This window comes from Curtobacterium sp. PhB146, assembly GCF_004342995.1.
Taxonomy (GTDB): Bacteria; Actinomycetota; Actinomycetes; order Actinomycetales; family Microbacteriaceae; genus Curtobacterium.
This window is the reverse complement of record NZ_SMBN01000002.1, coordinates 767243-780856: the sequence shown is the minus strand read 5'-3', so window position 1 is coordinate 780856 and position 13614 is coordinate 767243. Positions and strand designations below refer to the sequence as shown.

Genomic DNA, 13614 nt, shown 5'->3' with positions numbered 1-13614 from the left:
GACGGCCGGCCTGGGATCCCCGGGCCGGCCGTCTCACTAGGCTGACGCGCATGGTCAGGACACGGGCGTGGCGGAACGGCGACGCGGCGGAACGGGACTTCCCGGTCGACCGGGTCTCGGACCTCGTCGCTGACGCGGACACCTTCGTCTGGGTCGACTACACCGACCCCGTGCACGACGACCTCGTGCAGGTCGAACAGGAGCTCGGCATCCACGCCCTCGCCGTCGAGGACGCCGTCGAGCAGGGCCAGCGCCCGAAGCTCGACCGGTACCGCGACAGCCTGTTCCTCGTGGTCTACGACGTCGGCGGTCTCGGCGAGGACGGTGAGCTCGTCACCCACGAGGTGAAGGCGTTCGTCACCGAGCACGCCCTCGTCACCATCCACGGGGCCGACGTCGACACCGCCGCGATGGAGCACCGGCTCGACGCGAACGCGGACGTGGCCGAGCACGGTGTGCCGTGGCTCGTCTGGGCGTTGCTCGACGCCGTCGTCGACCACGCCACCGAGACCGTGGAGGACATCGAGCGACGGATCGACGACCTCGAGGACGACCTGTTCGAGCGGGGCAACGCCCGCGAACAGCAGATCCAACGCCGGTCGTTCCGCCTCCGCAAGGCCCTCGGCGTGCTGCGGCGGCTCGTCGTCCCGACCCGCGACAGCGTCGCATCGCTGCTGCACGGCGACGCGGAGACGATCTCGGACGGCATCCGGCCCTACTTCCGCGACGTCGAGGACCACCTGGTGTCGATCTCGGACTCCGTCGAGCAACTGCGCGACGCCGTCTCGAGTGTCCTCGACACGAACCTCAACCTGGCGTCGAACCGGCAGAACACCGTGATGAAGAAGGTGACGAGCTGGGCCGCGATCATCGCGATCCCCACCGCCATCACCGGCTTCTTCGGGCAGAACGTGACGTTCCCGGGCGAGGGTGCGTGGAGCGGGTTGTACGTCTCGCTCGCGCTCATCGTCGCGTCGTCGCTCGTGCTCTACCGCGTCTTCAAGGCCCGCGACTGGCTCTGACCGCGACCGCGCGTCGGAGCGCGAGCACCCCAGCGGCCCCGCGTCAGATCGCGAGCGCGAGCACCCCGGCGACCACGGTGAGCGGCGCCGCGATGCACCCGAGCAGCATGTACCTGCCCCACGACAGGTGCACGCCCTCGGCCGACAGCCGTGCGTGCCACAGCAGGGTGGCGAGGGAGGCCCACGGCGTCACCAGGCACCCGGCGTTCACGCCGATGAGGAGCGCCGCGTACCGCACGGCCTCGTGACCGGCAGCGGGCTCGAGCACCAGGTACGCGGGCAGGTTGTCGATCGCGTTCGCCGCCACCGCTCCCCCGGCGCCGAGCAGCAGGAGCGGTCCGGTCCCGGTGCCGTCGCCGAGCGCCCGCACGATCGGGTCGGTGAGCCCGGTGCTGTGCAGGGTCTCGACCACGACGAAGAGCCCGGCGGCGAACAGCAGCGTCGACCACGGCACCCGCGACGGCCGGAGCTCGGCGGGCGACCGGAACGCCGCGACGACGACGAGCACGAGGGCACCGGCCACGGCCGCGATCCAGACCGTCACCCCGGCGGTGAGCGCCACGACGAGCGCGACGAGCACACCGGACGCCGCCCAGAACGACACCGGGTCGGACGGACGCCGCACCGACACCGGCGTGTAGCGCCCGAAGAGCTTGCCGCGGAACACCACGAGCAGGACGGCGCACGGGACGACGACCCCGGCGACGGCCGGCCACGCCATCAGCCCGGCGAAGGGCAGCGGACCACCGAGGCCCATCCGGTCGACGGCGAGCAGGTTCGTCAGGTTCGACACCGGCAGCAGCAGGGACGCGGTGTTCGCGAGCCAGACGGTGGTGAGCGCGAACGGCATCGGCGGCAGCCCGACCCGGCGCGCCAGTGAGATCACGATCGGGGTGAGCAGCACCGCGGTCGTGTCGATCGAGAGGAACACGGTGCAGAGCACGGCGAGGACCACGACCGCGCCCCACAGCCCGATGGTGCGTCCGCCGCCGACACGTGCCGCGACGTCGGCGAGCCGGTCGAACACCCCGGCGTCCGCGGCGAGCTCGGCGACGATCGTCAGCCCGAGGACGAACCCGAGGACAGGCAGGACCCGTTCGGCTAGGACCCCGAGGTCGTCGAGCGGCAGCAGGCCGAGCGCGACGCACACCGCGCCGATGACGAGCAGCACTGCTCCGATGACGGCCTGACGCACGGGCGTTCCTCCACGAGTGCGCCGGGCAGGGTGTCCGGCGGCGCTCCAATGTACTGACCGGTAGCGTTGGCAGTACGACGACAGGAGGCCTCTGTGCGCAAGTTCATGTTCAACGGTGCGGTGTGGAGTTCGCTCATCAGCGGCTACAGCGTGCTCCAGACCACCCGCCAGGGACCCCGCGACTGGCGGCTCGCCCTGACGTGGGTCGCGTGGATCGCGACCACGATCGTGGCGATCGGCACGGTGGTCGAGGACGACCGCGCCGTCAAGGCGCGCCAGCCGTAGGTCGCGACCATCTGACGGACGGGAGGCCCGGTGCCAGCTGGCACCGGGCCTCCCGTCCGTCCCGTGTCGGGTCCGGAGCCCGTCAGCGCTCCGCAGGCGGGATGTCGGACGTCTGGATCGGACCGGTGAAGAGTGCCGCGCGGTCCTCCTGCCCCGGCGCGAACAGCGCCGAGTCGGCAGCGGTCGACGCCGTGCGCCGCCGCGGTGCGGTCTCGTCGACCATGAGCACGCGTTGGACCGGCAGGGCGTCGGGGTGGGTGCGCTGGATCCACTCGACGAGTTCCTCGCGGATGTAGCAGCGCAGGTCGAACAGCGACGGGGCGTCGTGCGACGTCGCGAGGACCCGCACCCGCACGTACCCCTGCACGGCGTCGGTGACCTGCAGCACCTTGACGCGGCGGTCCCACAGCTCGGTGCGGTCGAGGATCCGGTCGAGTTCCTCGCGCATCTCCCCGGGGCGGACCCGCCAGTCCAGGTCCATCTCGACGGCACCGAGCAGTTCGCTGTTCGTGCGCGTCCAGTTCTCGAACGGGGTGCTCGTGAAGTACGTCGACGGCAGCACGAAGCGCCGGTCGTCCCAGAGGTGCACGACCACGTAGGTCAGGGTGATCTCCTCGATCCGTCCCCACTGCTGCTCGACCACGACGACGTCGTCGACGCGGATCGACCCGGAGAACGCGAGCTGCATGCCCGCGAAGACGTTGCCGAGCGTCGACTGCGCCGCCAGACCCGCGACGACCGAGATGAGTCCGGCGCTCGCGAGCACGCTCGCGCCGGCGGCCTCGACCCCGTCGAAGGTGAGCAGGATCGCGCCGACGGCGATGATGACGAGCACGGCGACGGTCAGCCGCCGGATGATGAGGACCTGCGTGCGGATGCGGCGGGCCTGGCGGTTGTCGGGGACGTCGATGCGGAACCGGTGCAGGCCGAGGTCCTCGAGGAAGATCGCGATCTGGCACGCCAGCCAGCAGCCCACCGCGATCGTGACGATGAGGAACCCGTGCACGACCTCGTCACGCCACGGGTACGCGTCGGCGTCGCGCGGGACGCTCGAGGTGAACGCGATCCAGAGCAGGACCACGAGCAGGGTGGTGCGGAACGGGTGCTTCGCCCGGCGCGAGAGCACGCCGGCCCACCGTTCCCGTCGCGCGACCGTTCGCAGCACCAGGTGCAGGACGACCGCGGCGACGGCGGTGATGAGGAGGGCGAACCCGATCGCGACCAGGAGTCGGAGGAGGATGTCCATCCCTCCATGCAAGCAACGAAACGACAGGCGTCGTTCAGAAAACCGGCCCAGGACGCGGCCGAGGCCCGGTGCGCACGACGCGCACCGGGCCTCCTGTCCGACCGGAACCGCTACTTGCTCGCGGTGAGCGAGTCCACGTAGTCCTCGTTGTCGGCAACCCACTTCTCGACGATCGACTGGTACTCGGACTGGTCCGCGCCGCTGTTCACGAGCGCGTCCTCGAGCGAGTAGAGCGTGTCGGAGTCCATCTTGAACGCCTGCAGCCACTTCTGCGCTTGCGGGAAGTCGTCGCCGAAGTCCTCGTTCACGATCGTGTGGATGCTCTCGTTGTCGCCGAGGGCGTTCTTCGGGTCCTCGAGGTCCTTCACGTCGAAGGCGTTGTAGGCCCAGTGCGGACGCCAGAGGGTGACGACGATGTCCTTGCCGTCCTTCTCGGACTTCTTCAGCTCGGACAGCATCGCCGGCGTCGAGCTCGTGACGAGCTCCCAGTCGTCGAGCCCGTAGGCCTTCATGACCTTCTCCTTGACGATCTTCGTCTCGCCCGCGCCGGGCTCGATGCCCACGATCCGTCCGCCGAAGTCGTCCTTGTGCGCGGCGAGGTCGGCGAGCGAGTCGATCGGAGCGTCCGCGTTCACGGTGAGTTCGAGCGACGCCTGGTCGTTCCACGACCCGAGGTCCTCGAGGTCGTCGCCGTACTTGTCCATGTACGCCTTGTGCGTGTTCGGCAGCCAGGTGTCGAGCACGGCGTCGTAGTCGCCCTGAGCCAGCCCCTGGTACGCCGGCGCGGGGTCCGCGTAGTCGAGCTCGACGTCGTACCCCTTCTTCTCGAGGACGTACTTCCAGAGCTCGCTTGCTGCGGTGTCCTCGTCCCAGCCGTTGAAGACGACCATCTTCATCGCCTGCTTGTCGCCGTTGTCCACCGTGTCGGACGCGTTGCTCGAGCCGGGCGGCGAGCAGGCGCTGAGCGCGAGGGCCGCGGCGGCACCGAGTCCGATGGCCGACAGGATCTTGGTTCGGGTGTTCATGGTTTCCTTCCTGGTTCGACGCTCGGCACCGGCGGACCGGGTTCGGCGTCGTCGACACGGCGTGCTGTCACCGTGCGGTCTGTGGGGTCTGGATGATCTGGTCGACCGGGTGCGCGACGGCGCTCCAGCCGTCAGGCGCCGACCGGCACGGGCTGCTCCGCCTGCTGGGTCGCCGACTCCTGGTCGTCGTCGCCGGTGGGCGCGGTGGCCGCCGTCGTCCGGCTCGGAGCGCGCTTCTTGCGGTCGCCACCGAACGCTGCGGTCATCCGGTCCAGCACGATCGCGAGGATCACGACCGAGATGCCTGCCTCGGAGCCCAGACCGACGTCGATGCGGTTCAGGGCGGCGACGATCTGGCCGCCGAGTCCCCCGGCGCCGACCATGCCCGCGATGACGACCATGGACAGCGAGAGCATGATGACCTGGTTGACGCCGGCCATGATGCTCGGACGAGCGAGCGGCAGCTGGATCTGACGGAGGATCCGCCACGGGCTCGAGCCGAACGCAGCACCGGCTTCGACGACCTCGGAGCTGACGCCGCGGATACCGAGCTCGGTGAGGCGGACGCCCGGCGCCATCGCGAAGACGATCGTCGCGACGATGCCCGGCACCGGCCCGATGCCGAACAGGATGAGCGCGGGGATCAGGTACACGAACGCCGGGGTCGTCTGCATGAAGTCGAGGACCGGCTTGATCGTCCGGCTCGCTGCGTCGGAGCGCGCCGCCCAGACGCCCAGCGGCAGACTGAGCACCACGGCGATACCGGCGGCGACGACGACGAGGGCGAGCGACTCCATCGCGTAGCTCCACTCGCCGATGCTCACGATGACAGCCAGGCCGACCAGGGTGCCGAGCGCGAGCTTCCAGCCCTTCGCCCAGAAGGCCACGGCGACGAGCACGACGATCACGGCCCAGAACGGCGGCGTCGTGAGGAAGTACTCGATCCACTCGTAGAAGAACGTGAAGATCGCGGCGATGACGTCGAAGACGCCACCGAGGTAGGTCGTGATCCACTCGACGATCGCGTCGACCGCGTCGCCGAGCGGCAGTCGGAATCCGAAGAGAGTGGTCATGCGTCGGCTCCTGTGCGGTCGGTCGAGATGATGGTCGGATCGCTCACGACGGGCTGTTCCCCGGTGGCCAGGGTCGCGTCGAGATCCGAATCCGAGATGCGCGTGACCGGCTCGAGCACCGGGATCGGCATGGTCGCGGTCGGCACGTTGCCGAGCGCTGCGAGCAGTGTGACCCGCGGCACGACGCCGAGCAGGCGGTCCTCGTCGTCGACCACGGCGATCGGCAGGGGCGACTCCACGGCGAGCTCGAACAGATCGGTGAGCGCGGTGTCGGGTGAGACCCGGGCGTACTCGGTGTTCACGATGGCGTCGAGGTTCGTGTCGCCGGCCTTGACCTGTCGCATCACGTGGCGATCGCGGACCCATCCGTCGAGCGTGCGACCACGCCCGGTGACGAACACCGCTGCGGTCTGCAGGTCGCGCATCACCCGGAGCGCGCCACGTGGGCCCGCCGTCGACGGGACGACCGCGCGCGCCGGTTCCATGACGCTCGCGGCGGTGAGCACACGGGCGCGGTCGACGTCCTGCACGAACTGGGCGACGTAGTCGTTCGCCGGGTCGGTGAGGATGTCCTCCGGCGACCCGATCTGCACGATCCGGCCGTCGCGCATCACGGCGATCCGGTCACCGAGGAACATCGCCTCGTTGAGGTCGTGCGTGATGAAGACGATGGTCTTGCCGAGCCGCTGCTGCAGGTCGACGAGCTGCTCCTGCATCTCACGGCGGATGAGCGGGTCGAGCGCGCTGAACGCCTCGTCCATCAGCAGGACGTCGGTCTCGGCGGCGAGGGCGCGGGCGATGCCGACGCGCTGCTGCATGCCGCCGGACAGCTCGTCGGGCTTCGCATCGGCCCAGACGTCCAGGCCGACCAGGTCGATGACCTCACGGGCCTTCGCGAGCCGAGTGGTCTTGTCGACACCGTTCACCTCGAGGCCGTACGCGACGTTCTCGAGCACGGTGCGGTGCGGCAGCAGGGCGAAGTGCTGGAACACCATCGACACGCTCGACCGACGGATCTCGCGGATCTCCTTGGCGCTCGCCTTGGTGACCGTGCGCCCGCCGATCTCGACGCTGCCGGCGCTGGGCTCGAGCAGGCCGTTGAGCATCCGGATGAGGGTCGACTTGCCGGAGCCGGACAGTCCCATGACGACGAAGATCTCGCCGGGGCGGACGTCGAAGGACGCGTCGATGACCGCGGCGGATCCCTGCTCGCGGACCTCGTCGCGGGTGGCGCCGGCGGCGAGGCGGCGGACGGCGTCGCCGGGTCGGCGGCCGAACACCTTGTAGACACCGCGCACACTGAGCGCGGCGCCCGTGCCGTCCGGCGACGTGTCGTGCCGGATCTCGGATGGGGCAATGGACAACTGGACTCCTCGCGTCGCCGCGGCGCCGGAGCGCACGTGCGGTGACGGTGTGGTTGCGAACGGGTCGCCCGGGACGGCGCGCACGGCCCACGTCAGCCCGCGCAACGGCGCAGGGCGAGCGAACACGCACGCAGGGACCACGCTCGGGGCGGTCCCGGTCCGGCCGACCGTACGGTCACGGCGCTGCTGGCCGCGGACGCGTTCTGGTCGTCGTGCCCCCGGCCGTCGGGCCTGTGGGGACGTTCAAACCTAACGGCTTCCTGTCCCCCGATCACAATCGACGTCCGCCGGAATCCCGGCATCGCTGTACCCCGTCGTCGGCGTGTCGCCCACGCACATGGGGATCACGATCGTGACCGTCTCGTTACAGATCAGCTCGTTCGGAGGTTTGTGTGCCGCCCCGGTTCCGTGCGCATGTAGGTTGGCGCGCATGACAGCGCAGAACGACACGGGCGTGAACCGTGCTCCGGCGAACGACTTCTCGCACGAGCAAGAGGGCTACCAGCACGGTCTGAAGCCCCGGCAGCTGCAGATGATCGCGATCGGTGGGGCCATCGGTACCGGACTCTTCCTCGGTGCGGGTGGACGACTCCACACCGCGGGCCCCGCGCTCGCGCTGACCTACCTGATCTGCGGCATCTTCGCGTTCTTCATCCTGCGCGCCCTCGGCGAGCTCGTGCTGCACCGTCCGTCGTCGGGGTCGTTCATCTCCTACGCGCGTGAGTTCTACGGCGAGAAGTTCGCCTACGCCGCCGGCTGGATGTACTTCCTGAACTGGGCGATGACCTCGATCGTCGACACCACCGCCGTCGCCATCTACCTGCAGTATTGGTCCGCGTTCACCGCCGCACCGCAGTGGCTCCTCGCGTTGATCGCCCTGGTCGTCGTGCTCGCCGCCAACATGGTCGCGGTCAAGGTGTTCGGCGAACTCGAGTTCTGGTTCGCGCTCATCAAGGTCGCGGCACTCGTCGCGTTCCTCGTCGTCGCGATCATCTGGCTCGTCTTCGCGTTCCCGGTCGAGGCCGGCGGCGAAGCCGTCCGCACGGGCTTCTCGATCTGGGGGGACAACGGCGGGCTGTTCCCGAACGGGCTGCTCCCCGCGGTCATCGTGATCCAGGGTGTCGTGTTCGCGTACGCGGCCATCGAGCTCGTCGGCACCGCGTCCGGTGAGACGCAGAACACCGAGAAGGTCATCCCCCGCGCTATCAACTCCGTCGTGTTCCGCATCGCGGTCTTCTACGTCGGGTCGATCATCCTGCTCTCGCTCCTCCTGCCGTACACCGCGTACAAGGAGGGCGAGAGCCCGTTCGTGACGTTCTTCTCGTCGCTCGGCAACCCGCAGGTGGGGTCGATCGTCGGCGGCATCATGAACTTCGTCGTGCTCACGGCGGCACTGTCGTCGCTCAACGCCGGCCTGTACTCGACCGGTCGCGCCCTGCACTCGATGGGCATGAACGGCTCGGCGCCGAAGTGGACCACCAAGATGTCGAAGGGCGGTGTGCCGTACGCCGGCATCCTGCTCACCGCCGGCTTCACGGTCGCCGGGGTCGTCCTCAACTACTTCGTCCCGAGCCAGGCGTTCGAGATCGCGCTGAACATCGCGAGCCTCGGCATCATCACCGCGTGGGGCACGATCATCCTCTGCCAGATGCGGCTCCGGTCCTGGGCGAAGCAGGGACTGGCGAAGGAGCCGTCGTTCAAGCTGCCGGGTGCCCCGGTGACCGCCTGGCTCACCCTGGCGTTCCTGGCGTCGGTCATCGTGCTGATGGCGATCGACTACCCGGTCGGCACCTACACGATCGCGTCCCTCGTGATCGTCATCCCGCTGCTCATCGTCGGCTGGTTCCTGCAGCGCGACCGCATCCTGCGCATCGCGTCGCTCCGACAGGGCGTCACCGGTCCGTACCCGATCGGTGTCCGCGACCCGGCGAACCAGGTCCGTCGCGACGGCGAGGACGGCGACGAGCAGAAGGGGTCCGACGACACCGTCTGATCTGTCCCCGGAGCGCAGCACATCGCGCGCCGAGTGCAGTGGGTCCGGCTCCCGTCGGTACGATCGGCGGGTGCCGGACCGCTCTGTCTCCCCTGCGTCAGTCCCACCCACCCTCGATCTCCGGCTCAGCTGGCGAGGCGCGTACGGACACCTCCGGGTGTTCCCCGACCGCCTCGAGGCCGAGACCGACTACGAGCGCGAGGCGCGGGTCTCCGTGCCGATGGACGCGGTGTCGGGATGGCGCCTCGGCCCGTGCGACGAGGACGCCGTCTGCGTCGAGTTCGTCACGGAGCCGGAGACATTCCGCGTGCTGCTCGACACCTCGGACGAGCAGCTCGCCGCGCTGGCGATCCAGAAGGTGCTCGGACCGCCGCTCACCACCGGCTGACGATCCACGGGCGCTGCGCTCAGGCGTCGCCCTCCGGGGCGAACTGCGTGACGCGGAACGTCGCGCCCTGCGGGTCCCGCAGCTCGGCCGCACGCGTCCACGGACCCTGCCAGGTGCCGAGTACGGCGCCGCCGAGCTCCTCGGCCCGTGCGGCGGCGGCGTCACGGTCCGCCACGCTGAACGACACGTGCCAGTCGTCCGGCCCGTCGTCGAGTCGGGCGAGGGCGCCGATGACGTCCGCGAAGCCCTCCGGTGCGCCGACCTGCCGTTCGCGGATGTCGGGGTCGGAGGTGGCCGCGAGGTGGTCCCCGTAGCCGGGGAGCCGGACCATGGCGCTCGGGCCCTCCTCGATGCCGGAGACCCGCCAGCCGAACAGCTGCTCGTAGAACGAGATCGCCTGCTCCGGCTCGGTCGAGCGGAGGTCGCTGAAGACCCAGCCGCCGGGGGCGTTGATGTGCTGCGACCCGAGCCGCTCGCGCGCCTGCCAGAGTCCGAACGCCGCACCGCGCGGATCGACGCAGTCGACGCTGCGGCCCGCGGCGCCACCCGGCCCGGCGTCCTCCGCCGGAGCGGCGGTGCCACCGAGCTCGACGACCCGAGCGGCCCCCACGTCGGCGTCGTCCACGGCGATGTACGTCGTCCACGACGCGGGCTCGTCACCCGAGGCGATCGCGCCGACCTCGCGCCCGTCGATGCTCACGATCCGGTACGAGCCGGGGGCTCCGGGCGGCAGGCGCTCCTCGAAGTCCCAGCCGAACAGACCGCCGTAGAACGCCTGCGCGGCGTCGGGGTCCGGGTGTCGTCCGTCGATCCAGCTCGGCACGCCCTGCGGGTAGGTGCGAGGGGTCTGGTCCGTCATGGTGTCTCCCGGGGTCGCCGACGCCCAGGTCGGATGCCCCAGGTCTACCGCTGACCGCCGACGTCGGCCGGGTCGGTCGTCGGGTCGTTCGTCGGGTCAGTCGTCGGGTCAGTCGTCGGTGTCGACCTGGTCGGTGACGACGTCGCCCGAACCGGCGTCGATCCGGACGCTGTGCTTGGTGCCGGACCCGTCGACGACGTCACCCTCCCAGACCACCTTGCCGAGGTGGTCGTCGAGGCCGAGCTCGGTGATCGCACCGGCGTGCAGGTCCTCGAAGGCGCTGACGGCCTTGCTGACGTCGACGTCGGCCGCTGCGACGAACCGGTCGTGCTCGGCACGGTCGTCGGCGTCCGCGGTCTCGGTCTGCGGGGTACCGGTCACCCCGGTGCCGGCGGCGTCGGTGTGCACCTCGTGCTCGGTGCCGTCCTTCGTCACGACGAGGACCTCGTACGCGCTGCCACGCTGCTCCTGCTCGACCGAGATGACGGTGCCGGAGCCGACGCTCCCGCGTGCGGTCGCGACGGCGGCGAGCAGGGCGTCGTTCGACGTGGCCGAGGCGGCGGTCGCGGACGCGCCACCCGACGTGCCGGTGGTGGCGCCCGTCGCGGCCGATCCGTTCGAGGACGACGCCGCCGAGTCGGACGACCCGTCGGTGGAGCAGCCGGTGAGGGCGAGCGCGGCCACGACGGGCAGGGCGGCGAGGGCGGCGACGCGGCGGGCGGAGGGCTTCTGGAGCTGGGTGCGGAAGGTCATGGGACGAGCATGTCGTCGGGGTGCTGAAGCAGACCTGAAGCCGCCTGTTCAGCCGCCGAGTGCGATGCGCACGACGAACCGCGCCCCGCCGAGCGGCGAGTCCGCCACCGTCGCCTCGCCGCCGTGCGCCCGGACGGCGTCCCGCACGATCGCCAGACCGAGGCCGGCACCACCGGCGTCGCGGCTGCGGGCCTCGTCGAGCCGGACGAACCGCTCGAACACCCGGTCGCGCTCGGCCGCCGGGATCCCGGAGCCGTCGTCGTCCACGGTCAGCACCGCGGCGCCGTCCTGCTCGACCAGGGCCACCGCGACGCGTGACGTCGCGTGCCGGACGGCGTTGTCGACGAGGTTCCGGACCACGCCGGTGAGCAGCCGTTCGTCGCCGAGCACGCGTGCGGCGGAGATCCCCGAGCCGTCGACCCGGATCGCACGGTCACCGGTCGAACCACCCGGCACCCGGGCCCGCGTCCGCGCGACGGCGTCGAGTGCGAGGTCGTCGAGGTCCACGGGACGACGGACACCCGCGCCGCCCTCGTCGAGCCGCGACAGCTCGAGCAGCCCGGTGACGAGGTCCTGCAGGCGCACGGCCTCGGACCGCACGACGTCGGAGAACTCGGCCACGTCCGTCCGGCCCGGGTACGCGACGGCGACCTCGGCGTGCTGGCGGAGCGACGCGATCGGCGACCGCAGCTCGTGCGAGGCGTCGGACACGAACTGCCGCTGCCCCACCGCGGATCGGTCGAGCCGGTCGAGCATGGCGTTCATGGTGGTCGCGAGCCGGGCGATCTCGTCGCCGGTGTCCGGCACGACCACGCGGGCATCGGGCTGCGCGGCACGGATCGTCTCGACCTCGGTGCGCATCCGTTCCACCGGACGCAACGACCGCCCGGTCACGGACCAGGTCACGATCCCGAGCACGAGGACGAGGACCGGCACCCCGACGGCGAGGAGCACCACGGCGGTCCGGATGGCGGTCTCGGTCTGCTCGAGGGAGACGCCGTACACCAGGGTCGCCTCACCCCCACCGGGCAGGTCGACGTCGTCGGCGACGAGCAGCCAGCGTTCGCCGTCGTGCGACCACCGGGACTCGTCGGCGGTCGACAGGGCCGGAGCGTCGGCGTCCTCACCGTGTGCGAGGACCGAGCCGCCGGCACCGACCACCTGTACCAGGACGTCCTCGTAGTCGGTCACCGCACCGGCACCGTCGGACTCGACCCGTGACGACACCTGTTCGAGTCCGGCCTCGGCGGACGTCCGCACCCCGTCGAGCAGCACCAGGCGGAGCACCACGACGAACCCCACGGCACCGACGACCAGGGCGGCGAGCACGACCACGCCGGCGCCGAGCGTGGTCCGCGCGCGCACGGACCGGAAGCGGCGCGTGCGCCCCGTCCCCCGGTCAGCCACCGTCGGCCGCCAGTCGGTAGCCCGCACCGCGGACGGTCTCGAGTGACGTCCGTCCGAACGGCCGGTCGAGCTTGCGTCGGAGGTGCCCGACGTACACCTCGACGATGTTCGGGTCACCCTCGAAGTCGACGTCCCAGACGTTCTCGATCACCTCGCGCTTCGAGCACACCTGCCCGGAGCGCCGCGCGAGGTACTCGAGCACCGCGAACTCCCGGCTCGTCAGGTCGACGGGGGTCCCGGCACGCGCCACGGTCCGTGCGGCCGGGTCGACGACCAGGTCGCCGAGGGTCAGCACCGCCGGGCGTTCCCGAGCACCGCGGCGGACGAGCGCGCGCAGCCGGGCGACGAGGACCGGGTGCGAGAAGGGCTTCGTGACGTAGTCGTCGGCGCCGGCGTCGAGGGCCTCGACCTGGTCCCACTCGCCGTCCTTGGCGGTGAGCATGAGCACCGGCGTCCAGTCCTGGTCGGCCCGGAGCTGGGCGCAGACCGCCCATCCGCTCATCCCCGGCATCATCAGGTCGAGGACGATCGCGTCGTAGCGGAACTCGCGGGCGTGCCACAGGCCGTCGACGCCGTCGTGGGCGACGTCGACCGCCCACCCCTCGGCCTCGAGGCCGCGACGGACGCCGTCGGCGAGCCGCACCTCGTCATCGACCACCAGGACACGCATGGCGACGATCCTGCCGTGCCGCCCTGAAGCAGCGCTGAAGCGACGCCCGACGGCGATCGGCGATCGGCGATCGGCGAATGGCTCAGACCAGCAGCAGGACCCCGGCGACGACCGCGGCCACGGCGATCGCGAGCGCGATGAGCAGCAGCACGAGGTGCACCGTGTAGAACGTCGTCGGCTTGCCCGCGGCGTCACGCGCGCGGGTGTCCTTCGCGACGCGCTGGAAGAAGCGCGGCCAGGTGACGACGTTGAAGACGGCACCGATGAACAGGACGACTGCGGCGAAGACGAGCACCGTCCGAGTCTAGACAACGAGTGTCGGTGGTGCTCGGCC

Annotated in this window: 14 protein-coding genes; 4 read left to right on the top strand and 10 right to left on the bottom strand. The window is 70.7% G+C overall.

The window, feature by feature from the left end:
* Nucleotides 1-50: 50 nt before the first annotated feature.
* On the top strand, nt 51-1022 hold the full coding sequence (locus EDF33_RS12110) for a magnesium transporter CorA family protein (RefSeq protein ID WP_123292263.1): 972 nt from the start codon (nt 51-53) through the stop codon (nt 1020-1022).
* 43 nt (nt 1023-1065) lie between these two features.
* Here the strand turns inward: EDF33_RS12110 and EDF33_RS12105 are convergent, their stop codons facing one another.
* On the bottom strand, nt 1066-2217 hold the full coding sequence (locus tag EDF33_RS12105; RefSeq protein ID WP_132100144.1) for an SLC13 family permease: 1152 nt from the start codon (nt 2215-2217) through the stop codon (nt 1066-1068).
* A gap of 93 nt (nt 2218-2310) precedes the next feature.
* Between EDF33_RS12105 and EDF33_RS12100 the strand changes: the two genes are divergently transcribed.
* Nucleotides 2311-2502, top strand: coding sequence for a hypothetical protein (locus EDF33_RS12100; RefSeq protein WP_111085947.1), 192 nt, complete (start codon nt 2311-2313; stop codon nt 2500-2502).
* A gap of 82 nt (nt 2503-2584) precedes the next feature.
* Here EDF33_RS12100 and EDF33_RS12095 read toward each other — a convergent pair whose 3' ends face one another.
* The 4 genes from EDF33_RS12095 to EDF33_RS12080 form a co-directional block, all read right to left on the bottom strand.
* Entirely contained in the window at nt 2585-3748 is a 1164-nt protein-coding gene (locus tag EDF33_RS12095; RefSeq protein ID WP_123338999.1) for a mechanosensitive ion channel domain-containing protein, read from the bottom strand.
* 110 nt (nt 3749-3858) lie between these two features.
* The gene (locus EDF33_RS12090; protein ID WP_123292260.1) at nt 3859-4773 is read right to left on the bottom strand and encodes a glycine betaine ABC transporter substrate-binding protein; all 915 of its coding nucleotides are present in this window, start codon (nt 4771-4773) and stop codon (nt 3859-3861) included.
* A 131-nt stretch (nt 4774-4904) separates the two neighbouring features.
* On the bottom strand, nt 4905-5846 hold the full coding sequence (locus EDF33_RS12085; protein WP_132100143.1) for an ABC transporter permease subunit: 942 nt from the start codon (nt 5844-5846) through the stop codon (nt 4905-4907).
* On the bottom strand, nt 5843-7210 hold the full coding sequence (locus tag EDF33_RS12080; RefSeq protein ID WP_216834478.1) for a glycine betaine/L-proline ABC transporter ATP-binding protein: 1368 nt from the start codon (nt 7208-7210) through the stop codon (nt 5843-5845). The genes EDF33_RS12085 and EDF33_RS12080 overlap by 4 nt, the downstream gene beginning before the upstream one ends.
* A gap of 430 nt (nt 7211-7640) precedes the next feature.
* Between EDF33_RS12080 and EDF33_RS12075 the strand changes: the two genes are divergently transcribed.
* Nucleotides 7641-9203, top strand: a complete 1563-nt coding sequence (locus EDF33_RS12075; protein ID WP_132100142.1) for an amino acid permease — start codon at nt 7641-7643, stop codon at nt 9201-9203.
* Nucleotides 9204-9273: 70 nt separating this feature from the next.
* Complete coding sequence (locus EDF33_RS12070; RefSeq protein ID WP_131881479.1) at nt 9274-9591, top strand: hypothetical protein; 318 nt, start codon at nt 9274-9276, stop codon at nt 9589-9591.
* A gap of 19 nt (nt 9592-9610) precedes the next feature.
* Here EDF33_RS12070 and EDF33_RS12065 read toward each other — a convergent pair whose 3' ends face one another.
* From EDF33_RS12065 to EDF33_RS12045, 5 genes are all read right to left on the bottom strand, one after another.
* On the bottom strand, nt 9611-10450 hold the full coding sequence (locus tag EDF33_RS12065; protein ID WP_123938745.1) for a VOC family protein: 840 nt from the start codon (nt 10448-10450) through the stop codon (nt 9611-9613).
* Nucleotides 10451-10558: 108 nt separating this feature from the next.
* Nucleotides 10559-11203, bottom strand: coding sequence for a PepSY domain-containing protein (locus EDF33_RS12060; protein ID WP_132100141.1), 645 nt, complete (start codon nt 11201-11203; stop codon nt 10559-10561).
* 48 nt (nt 11204-11251) lie between these two features.
* Nucleotides 11252-12568 (bottom strand): HAMP domain-containing sensor histidine kinase, encoded by a 1317-nt coding sequence (locus EDF33_RS12055; protein WP_207906681.1) that lies wholly within the window; start codon nt 12566-12568, stop codon nt 11252-11254.
* Nucleotides 12569-12602: 34 nt separating this feature from the next.
* Nucleotides 12603-13280 (bottom strand): response regulator transcription factor, encoded by a 678-nt coding sequence (locus EDF33_RS12050; protein ID WP_123938742.1) that lies wholly within the window; start codon nt 13278-13280, stop codon nt 12603-12605.
* Between the two features lie 82 nt (nt 13281-13362).
* Nucleotides 13363-13575 (bottom strand): hypothetical protein, encoded by a 213-nt coding sequence (locus tag EDF33_RS12045; protein ID WP_123938741.1) that lies wholly within the window; start codon nt 13573-13575, stop codon nt 13363-13365.
* Nucleotides 13576-13614 lie beyond the last annotated feature (39 nt).

Bases quoted from the DNA above. Each gene is read 5' to 3' on its own strand.
- EDF33_RS12065 (WP_123938745.1), bottom strand. From the start codon at position 10,450: ATGACGGACCAGACCCCTCGCACCTACCCGCAGGGCGTGCCGAGCTGG.
- EDF33_RS12050 (WP_123938742.1), bottom strand. From the start codon at position 13,280: ATGCGTGTCCTGGTGGTCGATGACGAGGTGCGGCTCGCCGACGGCGTC.
- EDF33_RS12095 (WP_123338999.1), bottom strand. From the start codon at position 3,748: ATGGACATCCTCCTCCGACTCCTGGTCGCGATCGGGTTCGCCCTCCTC.
- EDF33_RS12110 (WP_123292263.1), top strand. From the start codon at position 51: ATGGTCAGGACACGGGCGTGGCGGAACGGCGACGCGGCGGAACGGGAC.
- EDF33_RS12075 (WP_132100142.1), top strand. From the start codon at position 7,641: ATGACAGCGCAGAACGACACGGGCGTGAACCGTGCTCCGGCGAACGAC.
- EDF33_RS12085 (WP_132100143.1), bottom strand. From the start codon at position 5,846: ATGACCACTCTCTTCGGATTCCGACTGCCGCTCGGCGACGCGGTCGAC.
- EDF33_RS12060 (WP_132100141.1), bottom strand. From the start codon at position 11,203: ATGACCTTCCGCACCCAGCTCCAGAAGCCCTCCGCCCGCCGCGTCGCC.
- EDF33_RS12090 (WP_123292260.1), bottom strand. From the start codon at position 4,773: ATGAACACCCGAACCAAGATCCTGTCGGCCATCGGACTCGGTGCCGCC.